The 22748-nt window shown below is 46.0% G+C and carries 17 protein-coding genes and 2 riboswitches; of the genes, 9 read left to right on the top strand and 8 right to left on the bottom strand.

Translation table 11 applies throughout. The annotated features are described in order from the left end of the window. Positions 1 to 63: 63 nt before the first annotated feature. Positions 64 to 1404, bottom strand: a complete 1341-nt coding sequence (locus tag AAC033_RS13180; RefSeq protein ID WP_339738844.1) for a TolC family protein — start codon at positions 1402 to 1404, stop codon at positions 64 to 66. Positions 1405 to 1597: 193 nt separating this feature from the next. On the opposite strand from AAC033_RS13180, the gene AAC033_RS13175 reads away from it, so the two are divergent. Both AAC033_RS13175 and AAC033_RS13170 read left to right on the top strand, forming a co-directional pair. Next, entirely contained in the window at positions 1598 to 2965 is a 1368-nt protein-coding gene (locus AAC033_RS13175) for a sigma-54 dependent transcriptional regulator (RefSeq protein WP_339738842.1), read from the top strand. After that, a complete protein-coding gene (locus AAC033_RS13170) occupies positions 2962 to 4317 on the top strand; it encodes an ATP-binding protein (RefSeq protein ID WP_339738840.1) in 1356 nt (451 codons plus the stop codon). Before AAC033_RS13175 ends, AAC033_RS13170 begins: the two co-directional genes overlap by 4 nt. 2 nt (positions 4318 to 4319) lie before the next feature. Here AAC033_RS13170 and AAC033_RS13165 read toward each other — a convergent pair whose 3' ends face one another. From AAC033_RS13165 to AAC033_RS13140, 6 genes are all read right to left on the bottom strand, one after another. Further along, positions 4320 to 4514 (bottom strand): PspC domain-containing protein, encoded by a 195-nt coding sequence (locus AAC033_RS13165; RefSeq protein ID WP_339738838.1) that lies wholly within the window; start codon positions 4512 to 4514, stop codon positions 4320 to 4322. Between the two features lie 55 nt (positions 4515 to 4569). Next, positions 4570 to 5067: a DUF4252 domain-containing protein gene (locus AAC033_RS13160; protein WP_339738836.1), complete on the bottom strand. Its 498-nt coding sequence runs from the start codon at positions 5065 to 5067 to the stop codon at positions 4570 to 4572. Between the two features lie 37 nt (positions 5068 to 5104). Beyond that, positions 5105 to 6724 (bottom strand): PspC domain-containing protein, encoded by a 1620-nt coding sequence (locus AAC033_RS13155; RefSeq protein ID WP_339738834.1) that lies wholly within the window; start codon positions 6722 to 6724, stop codon positions 5105 to 5107. A 46-nt stretch (positions 6725 to 6770) separates the two neighbouring features. Next, the gene (locus AAC033_RS13150; protein WP_339738832.1) at positions 6771 to 7103 is read right to left on the bottom strand and encodes a PadR family transcriptional regulator; all 333 of its coding nucleotides are present in this window, start codon (positions 7101 to 7103) and stop codon (positions 6771 to 6773) included. Positions 7104 to 7166: 63 nt separating this feature from the next. After that, positions 7167 to 7643: a hypothetical protein gene (locus AAC033_RS13145; RefSeq protein ID WP_339738830.1), complete on the bottom strand. Its 477-nt coding sequence runs from the start codon at positions 7641 to 7643 to the stop codon at positions 7167 to 7169. A gap of 525 nt (positions 7644 to 8168) precedes the next feature. Further along, positions 8169 to 11468 (bottom strand): TonB-dependent receptor, encoded by a 3300-nt coding sequence (locus AAC033_RS13140; protein WP_339738828.1) that lies wholly within the window; start codon positions 11466 to 11468, stop codon positions 8169 to 8171. A 458-nt stretch (positions 11469 to 11926) separates the two neighbouring features. On the opposite strand from AAC033_RS13140, the gene AAC033_RS13135 reads away from it, so the two are divergent. From AAC033_RS13135 to AAC033_RS13125, 3 genes are all read left to right on the top strand, one after another. Next, positions 11927 to 15139, top strand: coding sequence for a glycoside hydrolase family 2 TIM barrel-domain containing protein (locus AAC033_RS13135; protein ID WP_339738826.1), 3213 nt, complete (start codon positions 11927 to 11929; stop codon positions 15137 to 15139). 284 nt (positions 15140 to 15423) lie between these two features. Beyond that, positions 15424 to 16416, top strand: coding sequence for a quinolinate synthase NadA (nadA, locus tag AAC033_RS13130; RefSeq protein WP_339738824.1), 993 nt, complete (start codon positions 15424 to 15426; stop codon positions 16414 to 16416). Positions 16417 to 16606: 190 nt separating this feature from the next. Then, positions 16607 to 17341, top strand: coding sequence for a hypothetical protein (locus tag AAC033_RS13125; protein ID WP_339738822.1), 735 nt, complete (start codon positions 16607 to 16609; stop codon positions 17339 to 17341). Here the strand turns inward: AAC033_RS13125 and AAC033_RS13120 are convergent. Continuing rightward, positions 17334 to 18257, bottom strand: coding sequence for a CPBP family intramembrane glutamic endopeptidase (locus tag AAC033_RS13120; RefSeq protein WP_339738820.1), 924 nt, complete (start codon positions 18255 to 18257; stop codon positions 17334 to 17336). The two genes, AAC033_RS13125 and AAC033_RS13120, sit on opposite strands and share 8 nt — an antisense overlap. 189 nt (positions 18258 to 18446) lie before the next feature. After that, positions 18447 to 18658, top strand: a riboswitch (cobalamin riboswitch). Positions 18659 to 18738: 80 nt separating this feature from the next. Between AAC033_RS13120 and AAC033_RS13115 the strand changes: the two genes are divergently transcribed. The 4 genes from AAC033_RS13115 to AAC033_RS13100 are packed head-to-tail and all read left to right on the top strand — an operon-like array spanning position 18739 to position 21984. Then, positions 18739 to 19569: a helical backbone metal receptor gene (locus tag AAC033_RS13115; RefSeq protein ID WP_339738818.1), complete on the top strand. Its 831-nt coding sequence runs from the start codon at positions 18739 to 18741 to the stop codon at positions 19567 to 19569. Further along, positions 19566 to 20093, top strand: coding sequence for a cob(I)yrinic acid a,c-diamide adenosyltransferase (locus tag AAC033_RS13110; protein WP_339738817.1), 528 nt, complete (start codon positions 19566 to 19568; stop codon positions 20091 to 20093). Before AAC033_RS13115 ends, AAC033_RS13110 begins: the two co-directional genes overlap by 4 nt. A 57-nt stretch (positions 20094 to 20150) precedes the next feature. Then, a complete protein-coding gene (locus AAC033_RS13105; protein ID WP_339738816.1) occupies positions 20151 to 21170 on the top strand; it encodes an iron ABC transporter permease in 1020 nt (339 codons plus the stop codon). A gap of 1 nt (position 21171) precedes the next feature. Continuing rightward, a complete protein-coding gene (locus AAC033_RS13100) occupies positions 21172 to 21984 on the top strand; it encodes an ABC transporter ATP-binding protein (RefSeq protein ID WP_339738815.1) in 813 nt (270 codons plus the stop codon). Between the two features lie 312 nt (positions 21985 to 22296). Then, positions 22297 to 22503, top strand: a riboswitch (cobalamin riboswitch). Positions 22504 to 22748 lie beyond the last annotated feature (245 nt).

Raw genomic sequence — 22748 nt, 5'->3', positions numbered from 1 at the left:
TTCCAAATTGCATCGGCTCAGTGCTGCCCCGCGCCCTCTGGCCATGCCCCATCATACTCTCTGCTACTCCCAAAACCTCACCCCTTTGTAAAATCCCAGTACTTTATCTTTAATTTCCCATTGCAATTGAGCCCGCAGCAATTGGCTTTGTGCTTCAGTCAAGCGGCTTTTCACGGCCAGCAGTTCGATCACGTCAATGAGTCCCTCATCATATTTCCGCTGCGCCACCTGGTAAGCCAACTGGTCAGCTTCGGCCTGTTTTTCGGTTTGAATAAACTCACGAAACAGAGCCTGCAATTCGCGGGTGTTGTTCACCAATTCGTAATAAACGGTCTGCCTGTAAGTTTCAAGCTGTGTCCGGGCCTGCTCCTCAGCCAGTTCTGCTTTGCGCACCTGGCTGCGCAGCTGATTCTTCTGAAATAGCGGAATGGACACCGACGCCCCAATATACTGACTCAGATTATTGTCCAACTGATCACTGAATGAAATGGTCTTCCCATCCGAATCGCGGTAGGTTTCGTAGTAACCCGTATTGACCGACGCATTGAGGTAGACTGACGGCAAATACTGTCCGCGGGTCATGGCCAGCTCTTTCGCGGCAGCCTGCAATTCGGCCTCAGCAATTTTCACGTAAGGAGAGAACTGCACAAAAGAAGTAAACAGAGAATCTGCTCCGGATACAGAGCCAGCATAAGCAACAGGTTTCGCAGGAGCAGTCCGGATACCAGCCAATTGCCCTGCAGGTAAATTCATTTGCCTGGCCAAACTCAGCTTCTGCCCTTCCGCTTTATTTTCAGCTTGAATCAGGCTCAGCATTTCCTTTTCATAAAGCGCCTGTATTTCAGCCAGGTCTGACTTTGCCTTTAAGCCCGTTTCGATCATCGCTTCTGCTTTTCTCAAATCATAAGCAGACAAACTAAGCTGTTCCCGGGCAATGTCGACCAACCCCTGGTAGTAAACAACGTCATAATAGGTCAGCAAAATCTGAAAAGCCAGATCGTCCTGATAATTCACCTTTTGCCACTGCGCAGCCTTCAACTTAAATTTTGACCACGAAATCTGGTTTTGTTGAATGAAGCCCCTAAACAAGATCAGGCTGGAATTCAAACTGTTTGAGTGATTAAAAAACTCGGTATTGACAATATCGTTTGTGTTGGGGTCAACCGACCGTCCGACGCTTAAGCCGGTCGATGAAGAGGCTGAAAGTGACGGCAACAAATTTAAGCGGGATTGGGTAGCATCAATTTTCGCCGTTTGCTCATCCAACGCATAAATGTGATGGGTCAGGTTGTTTTGCAAGGCATAGTCAATGCATTGATTCAGGCTCCAGTTTTCCTGTGCCACCAGAATACGCACCAACAAAAGCATGGCAGTGAGCAATCCTATTTTTCGTTTTATTCTCATTTCTTTTAGCATCATTGGTTCTATTCAAACCATTTTAATGCCAAAACTCGAAATGATTGATTTACTTCAAAATAGGAAAACACAAACACATAACTTGTAAAATAAATTGACAGAAATGTGTAAAATATATTGACAGACCATTGCGTGCCCATTTCCGATCCCCTAATTTTGACAGGAACAGATTCACAAACCCATGCCAAAAGGGAATATCCTTATCGTCGATGATAACAAGAGTGTGTTAAGCGCGCTCGAGATCATGCTTACGCCGGAATTCGACCGGGTACAGTGCTTGTCGAATCCCAACTTGATCGTTACGGAATTACGCCGCAAGCCCTACCACCTGGTATTGCTTGACATGAATTTCAAAGCCGGCGTAAACACAGGAAATGAGGGCATCTTCTGGCTCCAACAAATCCGGGAAAATCACCCGGAGCTTTCGGTAGTTTTGATTACGGCCTACGGCGACGTAGAACTGGCAGTGAAAGCCTTGAAATCGGGAGCTACCGATTTTATTTTGAAACCCTGGGACAACACCAAATTGCTTGCTACAGTTCGTTCGGCCATTCAATTGAGCCTTTCTCGGGAAGAGGTGAAACACCTTCGCCTCAAAGAAAAAGAAATGAAACGGGTGATTAACCGGGACGAAAAATACATTATCGGTTCGTCGCCCGAGTTGATGCATGTGCTGAAAATTGTGCGTAAAGTAGCCAAAACCGACACCAATATCTTGATCACCGGAGAAAACGGTACCGGCAAAGAGTTGATTGCACGGGAAATTCACCGACTTTCGAACCGAAAAGATGAAATGCTGGTCAGTGTCGATATGGGCGCTGTAAGCGAGTCGTTATTTGAAAGTGAACTGTTTGGCCATGTGAAAGGCGCTTTTACCGATGCCCGGGAAAACCGCGCCGGGAAGTTCGAAGTGGCCAACAAAGGCTCCCTGTTCCTGGACGAGATCGGTAACCTGTCGTTTCATTTGCAGGCCAAACTGCTGGCAGCCATTCAGAACCGGGAAATCACGCGCATCGGATCAAACCAGACCATTCCAGTCGACATCCGCCTGATTTGCGCCACCAACAAAAACCTGTCTGAATTGGTTGAAAAAGGCTTATTTCGGGAAGACCTGCTATACCGGATCAACACCATTCACATTGAAATTCCTCCCTTGCGAGACCGCGGAAATGACATTCTGGTGCTGGCCGATTTCTTTCTAAAAAGATACGCATACAAATACGACAAGCCCGCTTTAAAACTGAACAGCCAGGCCCGGGAAAAACTGCTGAAATACCATTGGCCAGGGAACATTCGCGAACTGGAACACAGCATTGAAAAGGCGGTTATTTTAAGCGAAAACAACATGCTGAAAGCAGATGATTTTTTTCTGCGGCCATTAACAGGCACTAAAGGCGAGGCTGACACCCTCAAACTGGACGAAATGGAAAAAAGGCTGATCGTGCTTGCCCTGGAGAAAAACCCCGGCAATGTGACCGCTGCTGCTGAACAGCTCGGAATTACACGGCAAACTTTATATAATAAGATGAAAAAATTCGGGATCGGATGAACCAGTCATTTTTAGTTCATGTTTTAATCCGGATTCTCCTGATCGCAGGGGTTTCTTTCGGGATCGGCTGGGCACTGTTTTCCATGCAGTCCATCGTCATCAGTGTTGGCTTGTTCGTCATCCTTTTCATTCAAATTATCAACCTGATCCATTATCAAAACAGCGTAAACGAACGCATCCGATATTTTTTCGAAGCCGTTAAAAATGAAGACTTCAGTCAGGCATTCTCCATCCAAAAAGGCGATAAAATTATTCAGGAACTGAACCAAAGCCTCCAGGAGATCAACCGAAAAATCCAGCAGATCAAAATTGAAAATCACCAACAGGAACAATACTTTCGTGCCTTGATCGAACATGTTGGAACCGGAATCCTGACCTATGATGACCGGGGATTTGTCATTCACGCCAACAGCACCTTGAAAAAGATGCTTGGCTTGGAGCAATTTACACACCTAAAACAGTTGGAGAGAATTGACGACAGCCTGTTGCATGCGCTAAAACAGATTCAGCAACAGGATCGGAAGTTGATCACCTTCAATGGAAAACAAGGCAAGGTAAATGTTTCGATCCGGGCCAGTTCATTCAAAAACAAGGATCAGACGTTGACTTTGCTATCGGTGCAGGATATTAACCGGGAGCTGGATGAAAAGGAACTGGACTCGTGGATGCGGTTGATTCGGGTACTGACCCATGAAATTATGAATTCGATTGCTCCCGTTACCTCACTGTCGGAAAGTTTGGCTAGTTATTTTCAGAAAGATGGGAAAGCCATTTCTCCTGAAGAGGTGAATGAAAAAATGATTGGCACAACGATTCGCGGACTGGAGGTGATCCGGGAGCAGGGCCGCGGATTGATCAAATTTGTGGAATCGTACCGCAAACTGACCCGACTGCCAAAGCCGGATAAAAAAGTCATTCGGGTAAATGATCTGCTTGAAAAAATGATTTTGCTGAATCAGGTTCAAAATCAGGATTCATCGATTCAACTGGAAAAGAAACTACAATCTGCGGATCTGGACATCCAGGCGGACGAGAAGCTGATTTCCCAAGTGCTGATTAACCTGATTAAAAACTCGCGGGAAGCACTTGCTGAAACTGAGAATGCCCGGATTGTCTTATTAGCCGGGCGGAATAAAAACGGGCAGGTGGAGATTTGTGTCAAAGACAATGGCCCTGGAATACCCACCGATATGCTGGACGAAATTTTTGTTCCTTTCTTCACAACCCGCGAAAACGGGAGTGGTATTGGGCTGAGCCTTTCGCGCCAAATATTAAGGCTGCACGGTGGCAGCCTTAATGCTCGATCGGTTCCCAATAAGGAAACCCTTTTTTGCTTGCTGTTTAATCAATAGAGTTACTTCACCGTTTCCGGCTCCGGCATCACAATGGCGAGGATGATATACACCACCAACATTAAAGGATTGAAAACGCCCAGCACCACAAATCCAATTCGCACTAAAATGGGGTCGAGCTCGGGATTGAAATATTCAGAGATTCCGCCGCAAACGCCGGCTAATTTTTTATCGTATGACTTTGTTAATCGTTTCATCATTGTCTGTTTTAATCAAATTAAATTTGGGTCGAAGGCTTTTACACGTTCCTCGTTACTTGTCTACGGATAAGCTTAATCCGATTTCACGCACTCCTTCAACGTCATCAATGTCGAAGTCGCCATAAAAAGAAATTAGGAACTGGTTGTCATCACTGGATTCACTGCGAATAAAAACATGAAATTCAGAAGCCTTCCGTTTGTTCCCCAACATCCAGACTTCAGCGTTGTTTTCGCTGTCTACCTCCACAATCCGGTCGTACGCACCGGGCAACAAACCAGCCGCCTTCGTTATAAAATCCGGGCCATTCAAGTTTCCTTTTTTTGGATTGTAAGACAGGAAGCGGATTTCACTTAAATCGCCCTTGATGGTTTTGGCCTCATCATCCAAATCAATATTGAAGGCATCGGTCATGCTTTTCGTAAAAGCGAAGTAGCTAACACCCGGTTTGTTCCGGAAGGCATCGAACAATTGATCCGATTTGCTTTGGGCTACAGCAACTGTACTTACCAGTACAATTAAACTAATAAATATCGTTTTCAAGCTCTTCATCTGCTCCTGTATTTTTGTGATTACTCAATATTTTTCTTTAGCGGGCGTCCTCTTCCAGCCCCAGCTCCGTCATTTTCCAGTATTTACCGACCATATCGCCATCCCAGGTGTTCGACACATTTTCAATGTCGTAGATAATCTTGATGAGTTTGTCACCCAGGTAAACGCTCTTACCCTCGGGCACTTTGATGGTGATATCCACTTCCTGTTGCAGCCAGCGCGAGCCGTCTTTCAGGCGGTAGTACGGATCAAAAAACACTGTCGAATCGTTGACATTGAAGTTGTACACAATTTCCTCCACGTACTCTTTGGCTACTTCCTGGCTGCTGCCACGCGATTTCTTGCGGGTCAAAATCACGAAGTCGTCGGTATTGCTGCTTTCCACGTCCAGCCGCGGGCTTCCCAAAAGCAAGGTTTTCCCATCTTCCGACACCACCTTCATCCGGTCAAGATCCATTGTGTAGTTGTAGCTGTTACTGTAGTTATCGTTGCCCAGTTCAAGATAAAGGGTCTGACAATCATCGCACTCAACAACCTGGCTTTGACTTACCGTGGTGCTTTTGCTGTAGTCGCCAATTTGCGACAGCGAAACGACAATCACCGTAACCAGCGCCACCAGCCAAACGCCCAGCGAACCTAAGAAGATCAGCTTGTTGTTTGTTTGAAAACGGAACACCATTTTGGTGCCCACAAATAAAATGGCCAGCAGCGGGATGCCCACTAAAAAGGCTGAGGCAATCATCAAAATGGTCAGCGAGCCGGCACTGATGAAGAAGTGGGCGATTTCGGGCATGTGAAACTCGGGACCCCAGTGTGAAAACCAGGGAGCGGCTTCCATGACCGAATGACCAACGATCATGGAGGTTAAAAAGGTGAGCAGACCTAAAAATCCAAACAGGATCAGGGCCACGCCAACCAGCACCACAACCACCTTTAATGATACGCGCAGCAGTCTGTAAACCACATCGCCAAAGCGCGATACCTGTTCCCTGCCTTTGTTGTACGAGTCGGAGCTGCGAAACTGGTTGTAGCTTTCCTTCACTTCCTTGACTTCTTCGCGGATCGATTTCTCAATATTCGACACGGTGGCTTCCTGCCCCCGCATTTCCAGCTTTTGGGCAGTTGTTTTGGCCTTTGGCACGGCAATCCACAGCAGCAGGTAAACCGGAATAATCACACCACCAGTTACCCAAATCAGGACAAAGCAAATAATGCGCAACACCAGCGGCTCGATGCCAAAATAAGCGCCCATACCGGAGCAAACCCCACCCAGCACCCGGTGATCGGGATCGCGGTACATCCGGCGTTTCGGTTTGCCGGTAGCTGTATAAGCCGACTGCCCGGCCTGGCTTGTTTCCCTTTCAGCTCCTGCAACTTCCTCCTCCTCTTCACCTTCCATAAAGTCTTCGGGCTTACCCATGCGAGCAATCACCTCGTCGACCCAGCTTTCCAGGATCACGTTCTTTTCGTCCTTGCTCATCTTTTCGCTGAACAACTCGGCAATCCTGGTTTCAATATCCTGCAAAATCTCCCGGCCTTCTTCCCCCGAACCAAAATGGGCATTCAGCATTTGAAGGTAGGTTTGAAGCTTCTGGTAAGCATCCTCGTCGATGTGAAAAACGCTTCCACTGATATTGATTGTAAATGTCTTTTTCATCTCTCTTTGTTTTTGTGCGTTTGTGCTAGTGTATTTCTGTTGACGCTTACGATTTGCTTGATTTGATGGTTCCTACCGCCTGAACCAGTTCATCCCAGGAATCTCCCAGTTCTATGACAAACTGCTTGCCGGTGTCGGTCAGTTCGTAGTACTTGCGCGGTGGCCCCTGAGTCGATTCTTCCCATTTGTAGGCTAGCAGGCCGGCATTTTTCAACCGGGTAAGCAGCGGATAGAGTGTTCCTTCCACAACAATCATCTTCGAGGTTTTCAGCTCATCGATGATGTCGCTGGCGTAAAGGGGTTTGCCATCCAGCACCAGTAAAATGCAGTATTCCAGAACCCCTTTGCGCATTTGTGCTTTTGTATTCTCAATCTTCATAATTTGTTCCCTCTCTCTTCTCTGTTTGTACTCTCAGCTTCCCTCTGCCTGCTCTTTTCAGGCTTACATCCGCCAGTAATGCCCGTCAGTCATCCAAGCTTCCAGCTCCAGTTCTTGTTCTTGTTCTTCAACTGTCAGTTTGTTGCTGAAGTAGTTTTCGTCTTTCATCCATTCTTCCAACTCCAGGCCGCCTTCTGCTTCGGGCACTGCGAGGTGCGTGTAGGCCCCGAAGTAGGCATCATCGGTCATCCAGCTTTCAATTTCCAGCGCCTTGTCGGCGGCTTGTTCAAAATAGAAAACCGATGCGGATGATTTGGCTGGCAACGCGCTTTCGGCAGTAGCTTCGGCAGTAGCCTGCTCTTCAACCATTAAAAGGGCGACTTTGCCAAAACTGTTGTTAGTCAGTATTTGCTTCCAGAATCCTTGGGCACTCACGGTAAAACTAATCAGCACAAAGCTAATAATTACTGCAGCACTTCTTAAAATCACTTTTTCAACTTGATTGTTGTTGTTTCCTGTTTTCGAGTTTTGTGTTTTCATGATTTGGCCTCCTGTGTTTTTGTTTCTGTTTTCTGTTTCTGTTTAATTGTTGTTTTCTGTTTGTTTGCTCGTTTGGCTTTGAGACTTCTTTGTTTTCTGTTTTCTGTTTTCTGTCTTTAAGACGACTGTTTTTCGATTTCGTTACACTCTGTATAGAACTTTTTTTAAACTATTTCTATTCTTTACCTTGAATTTGGTATTACAAATATATGAACATTAAATGGAACTATGCAATACAAAGTACTAAAAAGTTGAAACTATTTTTACCGATTGAGGCCAATATGCTGTCTTAGTGCATATTACAATCGCCAAAAAAATAAACCTTCCTGCGTTTATTTTTGATCCAAGTGGGGATTGAGGAAAATTGATGCTAAAACCGGAGTAGTGAACTCAGCTGAAATGATGTTTCGATGAGTCGGCAGAATGATTAAATCGGGAGTCCTTTGGCTTATAAAACGAAAAGAGGCTGCCCGAAAATATCGGACAGCCCTCTTCTTAAATTAAACGAATTCTGTATTCAGGTCGTTAAAAAATATAGCGCACCCCGACCTGAAGTTGCCAGCACTGATTGTAATTGTAATAGGTAGAATAGGATTTTGACAAATAATTTCCGTCCGAATCTTTTACCATCGAGAAAGTAGGAACATTATTGGCATCTGCCCCTTCGTATCTCAAAATCTGTCCATTGTTGGCCTCAAACATGTTTTTTTCAACTCCCCATTCGCTATTCAAAAGGTTTCCAAAGTTTAAAAAGTCGAGGCTGAACTGCAATGTATTCAAGGTATTTCCAATTTTCACGTAATATTCCCGTGCAATACGCAAATCGAATTGATGTACCCAAGGCGCCCTTGCTGCATATGCTTCCGCGTACTTCCCCTTGTGATTTTTCAAATAATCGTCTTGTTCTATAAACTGGAAGAAAGCATCTTCATCGGCAGCGCTAACAAAACTGATTTCACCTTTAGAGCTTGGGATATAAATCAGATCGGCAGCATATCCATCACCATTCATGTCGTTTGCATAGGTAAAACTATAGCCGCCGGCAGAATGTCCGGAATAGAACATATTGACGATCGTTGCGGATTTAAGCGTATTGTTCAGCCATGGAATTTTGTATGACACGGAGGCAATGGCTTTATTTGGCACCACATATTGCGAACGCTGAACCTCCGGTAAATGGGGCCCGTTCACGGTCACGAGTCCATTGTATGCCGAGGCGGCATTACTGCCGGGCATACCCGAAATCTCCTTTGACTCGGTATAGGTATAGGCAGCCATCAAGTTCAAATCTTCAACAGGCTCTGCCTTAACGGTAATATTTCCGATGGCGCCCCATCCTTCATCAGTGTTAGCCAACACATAAGCGTTTTTTGAAGTATAAGTGATATCTTCACTATCGGGATAAATGTACCGGTCATCCGGGCCATTAAAACGCTGCCAGGTATTATCGGGTTGTTCCAGGTTATAGTTCTTCAGCATGACTCCATTAATCGTGTTGGTGTATATCCCTTCCACCGTAACTGACATTGGAAAGGAAACCGGAAGATTTAAATCTAAAGCCAGCGATGATTTCCACACCTGCGGCATTTTAAAATCCGGGTCTATTGCGTTGACATCACGTGGCAAGGCCCCATCTTCAGGGCTTATGGTATTCTGAAGATTCAAGCTTGAGATCATCTCGTCCACATCGGTGATCATCGGCCCGGCCAACGATGCCAGAACCGGATCAACACTGGTTACTGTGCCGTCGGAACTGTATTTGGTAACTGCGGCATAGCTTCCTTGCACCATACCCGAATTGGTAGGCATATTGGTAAAGAAGACCAACGGCAACCTTCCGGCAAATACACCCGTACCTCCACGTAATTTCAAACTTTGATCTCCTTTTACATCCCAGGTGAAACCAACTCTTGGTGATAGCTGAACTTTTGCCTCCGGCCATTCGCCGGTATCAATGTTTCTGCCACCAAAATCCAATTCATAGATGGCGTTATTCCGAATAATATTGTCCTCGTATTTCAGGTAATCAGCCCGAATACCAAAAGTCAGTTTAAAATCCGAATTCATATTCCATTCATCCTGAGCATATACCCCCATTTGATTAAAGGCGACTTCTGCAGCAGGACTCTTTTCACCATCATAACCATAAGTCAGTGCAAAATCTCTTGGTGCGGCCTGGTTTAAAAAATCTTCAATGCTCGCATAACGATAATAGCCTGTTCCATTCCGCATGTAAGAATTGTTCGCCATTTGGTGCTCATAACTTACACCGGCCGTAATTTTGTGGCTGCCTAAATAGAACGTAGCGTTATCGACGATGCTGAAAATGTTGTTGTTCACACCATTATTCCAGGTAAACAATTCATAACCGGCCGACATATATGGCTCTAGAATCTGTTGTCCTTCTCCCGTAACGCCATTCATAATGTCAATGAACGGAAATGGAGAGGAATTTGATCCGCGAACATCTTGTATTTTTGTGTAAGTGGCCAGAAACTGGTTCGAAAATTTTTCCGAAATCCGGCTGTTCAAATCGAAAGAAAATGAATTGACGATGTTGTCCATCGAATAAATGGAGTTGGAGAAAGCCATGGAGTATTGGGAAATCCGATCCATACTCCGGTTCCGGAAACCTCCATCAGTTGAATTGCCATTGGTTGGATTCCACGCCTGATTTTTAGTATAATTATATCGCAAGCTCACCTTGTTGGCCTTATCAATATTCCAGTCTATACGGGCCAAAAGCTTTTTGTTGCTTTCATCAGCCGGATAGCTGTTGTACGAACCCGGATCATAACCATAATTTTCAATCAAATGATTCCGAACTCGTTCCATATCTGCAACACTGGTACGCGAAAGTGACAAATCGGTATTGGCAGTGCCATCTTCCGATGGCCTCCAGGTAACCACCTGCCCCGGACGGACTTCGTATTCACCATTGACAAAAAAGAACAGTTTATTTTTGATGATTGGCCCCCCGAAAGTAACACCATAGGTTTTGGTAGACTCTTCGCTACGCTCGGCAAAGTCAACATCTCCAATCCGGTTACCCCGCATTTCCTGATTGGTGAAGTAGTGATAAGCCGAACCTTTAAAAGTGTTCGTCCCAGATTTGGTAATGGCATTGACACCACCTCCAATGAAATTCGTCTGACGAACATCAAAAGGTGCGATTACGACCTGCACTTCCTCGATCGCGTCCAACGAAATGGGATTGCCACCACCAGGAAGCGTTGAACTCAATCCAAAATTGTTGTTAAAATTGGCGCCATCAATCGTGAAATTGGTCGAACGGCCATCTCCACCGGCAATGCTCATCCCATTAGCATAAGGAGAAATCCGGGCAATGTCAGAAATACTCCTGTTGATAGTCGGCATGGCATTCATCTGTTCGTTCGAAATATTGGTTGTTGCCCCGGTTTTGGTTGTCCGGAAGGGCGAAGCTTTTGCTCCCAGCACAACCACTTCACCAACATCAACCGAACTCTCCCTGAGTTTAGCATTTAGAATAAACGTTTCACCCAGAGACAACCGAATATCCGCAAAAGTCCCTTTGTGGTAACCGACAAAAGATACCTCAACCCTATACGGTCCTCCTGATCTCATCCCTTGTAAATCAAACCGACCTTCGTTGTTTGTAATGGTTCCATACTGAGTGCCCGACGGCTCATGCACCGCCAAAACAGTCGCTCCCGGAAGGCTTTCTCCAGATTCGGTGCTCACCGTTCCTGTCATTCCGGAGGTTGTGATTTGTGAAAAAACCGGAGAAGATGCCAGTAGCATGAAAAAAAATAGCAAAGTGTAATTTTTCAATTTTGTCTTCATAGAAACATAGATTAAGATTTAATGCAAATAACACAAAAACATACTTGTCAATAATTAACAACTTGTAACTTTTCTGTTAAGAAACCAGAATAAACCACCAACGACATAATGCGATGAGATTGAATAACTCTCGTAATTTACAATTTTATAGATTCTAAAAAACGTAACATAAGTCAGCTGTTCATATCTTTCATTCATTTTGTAGATAAGTTTTCTTTCGTAGCAGAAAAAACTAACATGCAATGCCTCCTATAAATTATCTTTCATGCTGTCCTCCTGGCCTCCAATGACTTAAACTAAAAGCTAAAAAACATACACCGCTCATCAGCAGGTACAACCCACAGAAAATCCTACTTTCCCAAAAATTTTCATTTCTACTTGGATTTGAATGTTATTTTTAAGATTTTTGCATACCTACCAGTACCAACCGGTTAGGCCAAAAAACTAAATTCTGAAAAATGAAAAGCTACTACTACTCAATCACACTCCTTTTCGTTCTTCTCGTGGGATTTTCATGCACCAGCAAATATGAAGATGTTCCTTTTGAAGAACCCAACCCAAAACCTTGGGAAGATCCTGAAATCGTTCAAGTGAATAAAGAAGCACCCAGAGCGCATTACATCCCCTATGCGACAGCCGAACAAGCCGTCGCTGATGAAAAATGGGCATCGCCAAACCTGTTTTCACTTAACGGAACCTGGCAGTTTCATTTGTCCCAAAATCCGGGCGAACGTCCATTTTGGTTTTTCAAAAACGATTACGACACACGCGACTGGGACGAAATCAAAGTCCCTGCGAATTGGGAAGTGGAAGGATTTGACTACCCCATTTACACCAACGTCAAATATCCACACGCCAAAACCCCTCCGCTGATTCAAGACCATTATAACCCGGTCGGATCCTACAAACGGACCTTTACGATCCCTTCGGATTGGAAGGAAAAAGACGTTATCCTACACTTTGGTGCCGTTAGTTCAGCCATGAATGTTTGGGTGAATGAAGAATTTGTGGGCTACAGCGAAGACAGCAAAACACCGGCCGAGTTCAACATCACCTCCAAGCTAAAAGGTGGAGAAAACACCCTTGCCGTTGAGATTTTCCGCTGGAGCGATGCCAGCTACCTCGAAGATCAGGATTTCTGGCGACTGAGCGGCATGACCCGGGACGTTTTCCTGATGGCACGAAACAAGCAAAACATTCACGATTTCAGGGTAACAGCCGGGCTGGACGAAAACTACCAGCATGGAACTTTTGCCCTGGATGTGGAACTAATCAATTCGTCCGATGCGGCACAAAAGGTGACGTTACAAGCCGAATTGTTTGACGGAACAACATCGGTTCAATCGTTTGAAAAAGAAATTGAACTGGCCAATCCCATCGAATCGGTTTCATTTGAAGAAACGTTTCCGGAGGTAAAAAAATGGTCCGCCGAGCATCCCAATTTATACTTGCTGCTGCTCACCCTAAAAGATGAAGCGGGTAACACCATCGAAGTACTTCGTCAGGATGTTGGGTTCCGCACGGTTGAAATTAAAAATGCGCAGTTGATGGTCAACGGAAAACCCATCTATGTGAAAGGGGTAAACCTGCACGAGCATCACGATGTGAACGGCCATGTAGTGGACAAGGAAACTATGTTGAAAGACATCGAGACCATGAAAAAGCACAACATCAACACGGTTCGAACCTCGCACTATCCCCAACCCGAATTATGGTACAAACTCTGCAACCAGTATGGGCTTTACCTAATTGACGAAGCCAACATCGAATCGCATGGCATGGGCTACGGTGAAGAATCGCTGGCCAAAGACCCGGTTTGGGGCACAGCACACCTGGATCGTACCAAAAACATGTTCGAACGCGACAAAAATCAGCCATCTGTCATTATTTGGTCGTTGGGTAACGAAGCCGGAAACGGTGTTAACTTCATGGCCACTTACAATTACCTGAAAGAACAGGATGCCACCCGCCCGGTTCAGTACGAACAAGCGCACGGCGGCGAAAATACCGATATTAATTGTCCGATGTACGCCCGGATAGAGACCATGGAAAATTACGCCAAATCCAATCCTTCCAAACCGATGATTCAGTGCGAATACGCACACGCCATGGGCAATAGTGTGGGCAACTTGCAGGATTACTGGAACGTGATCGAAAAATACGACGTGCTGCAAGGTGGATGCATTTGGGACTGGGTTGATCAGGGACTGCTGACTACCAACGAAGAAGGTGAAGAATTTTGGGCTTATGGTGGCGACTTTGGGCCGGATACGGTTCCATCCGACGGCAACTTCTGCAACAATGGTCTGGTCGACCCCGATCGTGACGTTAAGCCTCATTTGCTGGAGGTAAAGAAAGTTTATCAAAACATCGGTTTCACAGCAATAAACCTGAAAAAGGGCGTTGTAGAAATTGAAAACAAACATGCCTTTACCAACTTGTCCGAACTGGATATTAGCTGGAGGATTTCGGCAGATGGTCAGACAATTAAAGAAGGAAAACTTGTCAATTTTGAACTAACTCCTGGCGCAAAACTCCAAGTCGACCTGGATTATTCCATCTACCCGGCTCCTGGCACAGAGTATTTCCTTAACTTTTCGGCAAAAACAAAAGAAGCCAACGGGCTGGTACCTGCCAATTACGAACTGGCTGCGGAACAAATGAAATTACCTTTCGAAAGTGCGGCATTAAAAGCCAATGTTGCCCAGTTTTCGGCCCTTAAAGCCAACGAAACCGATTCTGAAATTACCATTCAGGGCGAAGGCTTTAGCTTGACTTTCAACAAGGAAGCTGGCGTATTAAGCAGTTTCCAGGCAGGAGAAACAGAGCTGCTGAAAGAAGGCCCGATTCCCAATTTCTGGCGTGCTCCAATCGATAATGACTTTGGAAACGGATTGCACAAGCGTAGCCGTGTATGGCGTAAAGCCGGAGAAAACCGGAACGTAAATTCCGTCAAGCTCACAAAGGAAGCAGCCAACCAACTGGTGGTCGATTTCAAATTTGATTTGACCAATGAGCAAGGTGAAAAAATTGCCGATTACAGCTCAAGCTACACCATTTATGGCAGTGGCGATGTGGTGGTTTCCAACCAATTTAAAATGACCAAGGACGAGCTGCCGGAAATTGTCCGCATGGGAATGAACCTGCAGATGCCTCGCCAATTTGACCAGATGATCTGGTTTGGACGCGGACCGCACGAATCCTACTGGGATCGTAAAACCTCGGCTTTCGTTGACAAGTATTCCGGATCAGTTGCCGACCAATACTGGCCTTACCTGCGTCCACAGGAAAACGGTAACAAAACCGATGTCCGCTGGATGACCATCACTAACGAAGCCGGCAATGGACTGCTTTTCGTGGGACAACCATTTTTGTCGGTGAGTGCACACCACAACATCATGGAGGATTTTGAATCACCCGAACGCACCGATGGCCGCCAGGAAGATGGAGTAAGGCCCGTACACCGGCATATCGACGATGTCAAGCCGCGCGACCTGACGTCTGTGAACATCGACTACAAACAAATGGGAGTTGGTGGAGACAATAGCTGGGGCGCCTGGACACACGACCAATACCGTCTAACCCAAAAAAGCTATAGCTATTCCTTCCGGATGCGTCCGGTTACCCCAGGTGTCAACCCGGTAGAAAATGCAAAAATGAAACTCAATTAGTATTAACTACCCCTCAAAATGAGGCAAATCCCTGACAGACATTTGTTCTGTGAGGGATTTTTTTTGGCCATCTTCGCGAACCTGAACTTAGCGTGGCTCGCCCAAGAATTTGCTCATGCTAAAACATTTAAAGATTGTTATATGTTTTTTTAGAGGAATTCTTAATTTTGCAGGCTGTTGACTACTGAGTATCGATTTCGGTGAGTCTGTGCTTTAGCAACCAGGGCAATTAAAATATATAGAACCAGGTCTGTGACCTTATTCGGAAAAAAGGAGTGTTGAAGATGGAAAAGTTAGTGGTTCAGGAAATGTTGGAGAAGAAAGGGTTTATTGATGAAAAAATAGATCCTAAACTAAATTTGGTAACCGAAATCAATCGGCTGAAAAAGGAAAAGAACGCCGTCATTCTGAGCCATTACTACGTGGACGGAGATTTGCAGGATATCGCTGATTTTGTTGGCGACAGCCTCCAGCTAGCCCAGGCAGCCGCAACAACCGAAGCGGATATGATTGTGTTTGTAGGCGTTCATTTTATGGCTGAGACGGCCAAGATTATTAATCCTTCAAAAAAGGTAATCCTGCCCGACCTGAAAGCGGGTTGTTCGCTGGCCGAATCGGCACCGGCAGAGAAATTTGCTGAGTGGAAAAAGCAATATCCGGATCACCAAGTCATCTCCTACATCAACTGTACCGCCGATTTGAAAACCATGACCCATGTGGTTTGTACCTCTTCCAACGCGGTGAAGATTGTGAACAGCTTCCCAAAAGATGCCAAGCTGATTTTTGCGCCTGATAGAAACCTGGGCAACTACATCAACAGCCTCACCGGGCGCGACATGGTGCTGTGGGACGGCGCCTGCATGGTGCACGAGCAATACTCCGTTGAAAAGATTATTACGCTGATGGATGAATATCCGGAGGCAGAATTCATCGCTCATCCGGAATGTGAAAAACCGGTGCTACTTCTGGCCAAGCATATTGGTTCAACAAGTTCATTGCTGAATTACGTACAGGAAAGCAAGGCAAAACAATTCATCGTCGCCACCGAAAGCGGGATCCTTCACCAGATGAAAAAAGCTTGCCCCGACAAAATATTTATTCCGGCACCATCAAACGATTCAACCTGTGCCTGCAACGACTGCTCATACATGAAACTCAACAGCTTGCAAAAGCTATACATCTGCATGAAACACGAGCAACCTGAGGTGCAGCTTTCAGCCGAAGTGATTGAGAAGGCAAAAGTTCCAATTATTCGCATGCTTGAAATTTCAAAGTGATGATCACCAATAATTGATGTTCATTAAGCTGTGCACAACCGCTTTCTTTGTCTTCATTTTCCTATCAACAACACGCGAACAGCCCGTAAATGCTGACTTGTAAACAAGTGCCTGTTGATTAGTTTTGCTGAGAAGGCATGGAATTGTGTCCTTGGATTTCATACCTTCGTAGTAATCAAAACAAATTTACATGCCCTACCGAAGGTTGCCAAACACCGACCAAGCAAGAATGACCGCCATTGAAATGGCCCTTGAAAAAGGAAAACGAACCGCTCTCAGCGAGTTGGCTTTTAGTCAGCAAACGTTGGATCGACTTCAGATGCTTTATCCACGCTTGTCGGGCTCGGTACGTCAACTACAGGCAGCTAAGCAAGTCCAGTTTGACCGGGCTAACGACTATGGAAACATTTTCAAAAAAGCCAAATTATACCTCTCACACTTTGTGCAGGTTTTGAATTTTGCTATCCAACGGGAGGAAATGAAACCAGTGGTACGCGAATTTTATGGGTTAAATCCCAATTCGTTCGATGTACCACCTCTCAACCTGGAAAAAGATGTACTGGCTTGGGGAGAGCGGATTATCCTTGGCGAACAAAAGCGCTGCATGCAAGGAGGAAGTGCCATTTACAGTCCGTCAATCGCTTTAGTCAAAGTTCATTTCGAAAACTTCAAAGATGCCTTTCACCATCAAAAAATTCTCCAAAACAACACTGACCGGGCATCACTAAAAATGCAGGAGGCACGGGAAGAAGCAGACACAATCATTCAACAGTTATGGAATGAAGTGGAACAACATTTTGGCCAGCTTCCCGATGACAGTCGCCGCGAGAAGGCCCAGAAATACGGAGTGGTGTATGTCTATCGTCAATCAGAGCTCAAGCGCATGGAGACTGAGAAACTGCAAATCAACCTCAACTTCAATTAAGTGCGCTTCTTTTTTTCAGAAAATACAACAACACAAGCGAAACAGTCAAACTAAGGATTGCCATCACAGCCGATGCACTCATCGAATCAGCGTATCGATTGACTGAATCCATGGTTTCACTACCCTTATTTTCGGCATGTAGAGCCAAAACCCCGAGGGCGTTATTCATAAAATGGGCCAGAATCGGGAGCCACATTGACCCCGAATAAATCAGTAAATAGCCAAACAAAGCACCCAAAAACATCCGCGGAAGAAAACCGAAAAACTGCATGTGCAGAGCGCTGAATAAAAAAGCAGAAATCCAAATTCCCCAATGGTAGTTACGGGTCATATCGGTAAAAATCTTTTGAATCACCCCACGAAATAGCAACTCCTCTCCCACGGCAGGAATTACGGCAATCATAAACAGGTTGAACAGTAAACCCCACAAAGTTTCCACACGAATAAAGCGTTCGATCAGCTCCGCAGCGCTGTCCTCCATTCCTCGCATCCAGCTTTCAAAGCCCGCCAGAAATTCGGGCAACTGCATGGATTCATTCCATTCACCCAAAAAACCCACCACGGGACCAGCAGCCAAAACGGCCAGTAAGCCAATGACAATGGAATGGCCGCCAACCTTTTTATCCAATACCAGGTATGCCAGTACGCCGCCTTCGAACAAGTATGCCAACACAAACGACGGAACGACAAACAATCCGATGGATTGAACAACCTGAAAATACTTAAGCAAAGCGATGGTCTGAGGGCTGGACGGATCGCCGCCCGACAGACTGCTCATCATTTCGGACAAGCCAACAATCGGGACCAACACGGCAACCGAAAGGGCAAACACAACCAGAAAGGAAAGCAGAATAATAAATGCCGCGAAAATGAATTGAGAACCAGGCTTCATGCCGTGGAAAGCAGTTATCGTCATGATCTTATTTTTTTCTGAAGCCTCAAAGATAGCGCGCAATCCGCAAAAAAAAAATGAAACGTCTGCTGTGCGGAAAATACGCATCAAGTTAAGACAAAAAAAGACGTTCAATAAGGTCAAGACGTGCACTCTGAAAACTCATCCAATTTCCTTTGCCATAAAGATTTCCCCATTCCCAAAATAATTTTCTACTTTTGCTGATGTTGTGGTGGCTTTCTTCCCGCTGTCGGGAAGTGCCTTAATAAGGGAATCCGGTGCAAATCCGGAGCAGTCCCCGCTGCTGTAAACCTGTATGTTTCTTCGGAAGTACATGCCACTGTCCTGATCCCGAATACTCGGGAGGGGTGGGAAGGCCCGGAGAAGGGTGAGCCAGAAGACCTGCCAGCAACATCAATTGTTTAACCGGATCTTCGGGAAAAAAGATCGTCGGGAACTCCGTTTCCTGCCAATTCGATTTCTCTGAGGCGCAAAGCCCATTTGAATGATGAAAAAGTTTACTGTCCATTTTCTGACCTTGGTTTTCCTAACCTTCGTCGTGTTGACAACCCATGCCCAAACGCCGCAGCGTATTATTTCGCTCGCCCCGTCGTTAACTAAAAACCTGTACCTGCTTGGGGCCGAAGACCTGCTGGTGGGCTGCACCAGTTACTGCACCCTGCAAAGCGAAACGGATGCCGAAGTGGTGGCCTCGGCCATCCAGGTGAATTACGAAAAGGCCGTGATGCTCAAACCTGATCTGGTGATTACCACGACCCTGACCAAGCCCAAAACCATCGATACCTTTAAAAAACTGGGGGTCGAGGTGCTGGTTTACGAAACGCCCCAATCGTTCGATGCCATTTGCACCCAGTTTATTGATCTGGGCGAACAGGTTGGCAAAAAGGCAGCGGCCGAAACCTTGATTGCTGGCGCCCGGAAACGCATGGAGGAGATTCGTCAGAAGATCCCCGCTAATGCTCCCCGTCAAAAAATATTTATGCAGATCGGTGCCAATCCCTTGTTTGGTGTCGTTCCAAATACCTTTATGAATGATTTTGTGCGCTTATCGGAAACCGACAACATCGCTGACGATCTCTCGGTTGGCAGCATCAACCGCGAAACCGTGCTGATCCGTAATCCGGACATCATTGTGGTAGTGCTGATGGGGCTGATTGGCGAGGAAGAAAAGAAGCAGTGGGAGAGTTATGCCAGTTTGAACGCAGTGAAAAAGGACCAAATATATATCATGAATGCCGATCAGGCGTGCAGCCCAACGCCCTTGTCGTTTATTGATGCGTTGGATGAGTTAATCACCAAAATTTACCTGCGATGAAGAAGGGACTGGTTCACATTTACACCGGAACAGGCAAAGGAAAGACCACCGCTTCCGTGGGTCTGGCTGCCCGTGCTTTGGGTCAGGGTTTGACCGTAATTTATGCGCATTTTATGAAACGGCCCGAATTGTATGGCTACCACGAAATTGACAGCCTGAAGGTGCTGGGTGCCACTGTTCTTGGCTTTACCGAAGGCCACCCGCATTTTGACAAGACGCTGAAGGCAGAAGATCTCAGGAAACAGGTGGCGGAGGCGCTCGTTTATTTGTCGGGCTATAGCGTGACTGCAGCACCTGACCTGCTGATTATGGACGAAATCCTGATCTGTGTCCGCGATGGTTTTCTGAATGAAGCCGATCTGATTACCTTTATCGAATCGAAACCCGAAACAACAGAGTTGATACTGACCGGACGCGGCGCTACGCCCGGCTTGATTGAAAAAGCCAACTATGTTTCGGAGATCAATAAAGTGAAGCACCCGTATGATGAAGGCATCGCAAGTCGTAAGGGAATTGAGTTCTAGAAGCAAGTACAGGAGTTCATGAATACATAAGCTAATATATTCAGAAAAGAATAAATCTTGATCGCACAGGGAAAATACATCAAATGGATAGTGGCCTTGTTGGCCATGCTGGCCTTGTTGCTGGCTGCAGTTGCCATTGCCTTGTCGGTAGGCGAACTAAACGTTAGCCCCGGCAGGGTAGTGCACATGCTGTTATATGGCGGCGACGAAGGTAATATGGAGTACCTGCTCATTTCGAGGGTTCGGCTGCCGCGAGTCGTGCTTGGGGTTGCGGTTGGTGGTGCGCTCAGTTTGGCGGGTGTTATCTTGCAAGGCATTTACCGCAACCCACTGGTCGAGCCCTTCACTTTGGGGATTTCGGGTGGTGCCTCGCTTGGTGTGGCTTTTACCATTGTACTCGGACTGCACCTGTCACTAGGCTCATTTATGCTGCCGCTGTCGGGCTTTATCGGTGCCTTTGTCATCATCTTTCTGGTCTATACTATCAGCTCCCGAAGGGGTAGCATCAACATCCAAAACATGCTGCTTACCGGGGTGATGATCAGCTTTATCGCTTCGTCGGCCATGATGTTTCTCATGGCAACTACCAGCTCTGATAACCTGCATGGCATTGTCTTTTGGATCATGGGATCGCTGGACGAGCCCAACACCGGGCTGATCAAGCTGACCTTGATCGCAAGCCTGGTGGTGTTGGTTATTTCCTACCTGTTCGTGCAACCTCTGAATGCGCTCCGTTTGGGTGAAGAAAAAGCCATGCACTTAGGCTTTAATACCAATGTGGTGATCCGGGTGCTGTTTATACTGGCTTCCTTACTGGCCGGAATTTGTGTTTCGGTTTCCGGAGTGATTGGTTTTGTCGGCTTGATTATCCCGCACGTGCTGCGTCTGCTGTTTGGGTCGGACTATCGCTTTCTGCTGGGTGGATCCTTTTTGTTGGGCGGCATTTTTCTGGTGCTGTCCGATGTGGTGGCGCGAACCATTATCTCACCCAACGAACTGCCCATTGGCGTAATAACCGGCATTATTGGCGGATTGGTTTTCCTGCTGCTGATGAGTCAAAAACGAAAGGGAAAGTAGCATGAAACAGTCTTTCTTTCATATCGAAAATTTTTCCTGCGGTTATCCCGGATTCAAGCTGAGCGGAATCAATCTAAGTCTTGAAAAAGGCTCTTTTAGTGGAATCATCGGCCCCAACGGCTCAGGAAAAACAACCCTGTTCCGGGGGATCACCAGCTCCATCGCTACGTTGGAAGGAAAGATCTTCCTGAAAGGAAAGGATCTGCAGGCGTTCTCCCTAAAAGATCGCGCCCGGCAAATGGCCATTGTTACCCAATTTACCGATACCGATCAAATTTCAGTGGAAGATTACGTATTGATGGGACGCATGCCCTACCATCATCGCTTTCAGTTTTTCGAATCGAAAAGCGATTTCGAGAAAGCTCACAAATACATGTTGCTAACCGATGTATTGAAACACAAGGATAAGCTAATGACTGAGCTGAGCGGTGGCGAACAACAGCGGGCAGCCATTGCCCGGGCATTAACGCAGGAGCCTGAATTGCTCCTGCTCGATGAGCCAACCTCCCATTTGGACATCACCCACCAAGTGCGCATCCTTGACTTGCTGCACCGCCTTAACCAGGAAATGGGACTGACCGTGCTGATGGTCATCCACGACCTGAACCTGGCCTCGGAATATTGCGACCAACTTATGCTATTTAATGAAGGGCAGTTGTTTACCCGGGGAACCCCCGAAGAGGTGCTTACATTCGACACCATCGAAAAAGTCTACCGAACACCGGTAATCACCCGTACCAACCCCTATTCCAACAAGCCCGTCATTTTTTTGGTAAGCGAAAAGATGATGAAGAGAGGCGGAGAAAACAGGTAATTCTTTACTCGCCCATGTGCATGAGTGCATAAGTTAATAGGTACATAAGTAAAATAGAGACGCCGTTATTTCTTTGCTCACGCACTTATGGATATCGTACTGATGTACTTTCACCTGGAATAACCCTTCTTCTTATTAAAGAAAATCCCTAAAAATTTAAAAAAGGGCGAATAAGAAAACCGGAAAGCCGTTACGAAGGACTTCCCGGTTTAAAAAAATCTCAAACTGCGATTTTTAGACTGATACTCTGGACTTTCGTTTAATGATCCGTTATTTTTTCTTTTTCAGTAGGAAATATGAAAACAAAATCTCTAAATTTGTCACGGATTTGGTTCCAAGGATCCGGCGACTGCCGGATCAGGATCAAAAGGGAATCCGGTTAGAATCCGGAGCTGTACCCGCAGCTGTAAACCTCGAATGATCTTTCTGAAACCCCAGCCACTGTCCGTCAACTGACGAGCGGGAAGGCATCAGAAAGAGAGGTGAGCCAGAAGACCTGCCAAAATCGTTATGAATATTTAACAAAGGCTTCGGGAATAAAGCTAGTGAAATGTAATCGCGTATTTTTCACAAATCTTATCCTAAGCTCATTCTACTAAATTAGAAATGAGAAGGTTTATCTTATTATCAGGACTATTGGGTCTTATGGCTCATGGGCTCTATGCACAGCAGCCCGGCGTGGCCGACACCATTTTGTTACACGAAGTAACTTCGTATGCACCGTACAAAAAATACCAGGCTGGGGCGAAAGTGGAAAGCATTTC

It is taken from the genome of uncultured Sunxiuqinia sp. (genome assembly GCF_963974515.1).
Lineage (GTDB): Bacteria > Bacteroidota > Bacteroidia > Bacteroidales > Prolixibacteraceae > Sunxiuqinia.
Note: the sequence above shows the minus strand (reverse complement) of the source record. Positions and strands in the feature narration are given on the sequence as shown.

Excerpts from the sequence above, each read along its gene's own strand:
- AAC033_RS13180 (WP_339738844.1), bottom strand. The coding sequence starts at position 1,404 with ATGAGAATAAAACGAAAAATAGGATTGCTCACTGCCATGCTTTTGTTG.
- AAC033_RS13155 (WP_339738834.1), bottom strand. The coding sequence starts at position 6,724 with ATGAAAAAGACATTTACAATCAATATCAGTGGAAGCGTTTTTCACATC.
- AAC033_RS13150 (WP_339738832.1), bottom strand. The coding sequence starts at position 7,103 with ATGAAGATTGAGAATACAAAAGCACAAATGCGCAAAGGGGTTCTGGAA.
- AAC033_RS13100 (WP_339738815.1), top strand. The coding sequence starts at position 21,172 with ATGAAACAGTCTTTCTTTCATATCGAAAATTTTTCCTGCGGTTATCCC.
- AAC033_RS13140 (WP_339738828.1), bottom strand. The coding sequence starts at position 11,468 with ATGAAGACAAAATTGAAAAATTACACTTTGCTATTTTTTTTCATGCTA.
- AAC033_RS13125 (WP_339738822.1), top strand. The coding sequence starts at position 16,607 with ATGCCCTACCGAAGGTTGCCAAACACCGACCAAGCAAGAATGACCGCC.
- nadA (WP_339738824.1), top strand. The coding sequence starts at position 15,424 with ATGGAAAAGTTAGTGGTTCAGGAAATGTTGGAGAAGAAAGGGTTTATT.
- AAC033_RS13135 (WP_339738826.1), top strand. The coding sequence starts at position 11,927 with ATGAAAAGCTACTACTACTCAATCACACTCCTTTTCGTTCTTCTCGTG.
- AAC033_RS13110 (WP_339738817.1), top strand. The coding sequence starts at position 19,566 with ATGAAGAAGGGACTGGTTCACATTTACACCGGAACAGGCAAAGGAAAG.
- AAC033_RS13120 (WP_339738820.1), bottom strand. The coding sequence starts at position 18,257 with ATGACGATAACTGCTTTCCACGGCATGAAGCCTGGTTCTCAATTCATT.
- AAC033_RS13175 (WP_339738842.1), top strand. The coding sequence starts at position 1,598 with ATGCCAAAAGGGAATATCCTTATCGTCGATGATAACAAGAGTGTGTTA.
- AAC033_RS13145 (WP_339738830.1), bottom strand. The coding sequence starts at position 7,643 with ATGAAAACACAAAACTCGAAAACAGGAAACAACAACAATCAAGTTGAA.
- AAC033_RS13160 (WP_339738836.1), bottom strand. The coding sequence starts at position 5,067 with ATGAAGAGCTTGAAAACGATATTTATTAGTTTAATTGTACTGGTAAGT.
- AAC033_RS13115 (WP_339738818.1), top strand. The coding sequence starts at position 18,739 with ATGATGAAAAAGTTTACTGTCCATTTTCTGACCTTGGTTTTCCTAACC.
- AAC033_RS13170 (WP_339738840.1), top strand. The coding sequence starts at position 2,962 with ATGAACCAGTCATTTTTAGTTCATGTTTTAATCCGGATTCTCCTGATC.
- AAC033_RS13165 (WP_339738838.1), bottom strand. The coding sequence starts at position 4,514 with ATGAAACGATTAACAAAGTCATACGATAAAAAATTAGCCGGCGTTTGC.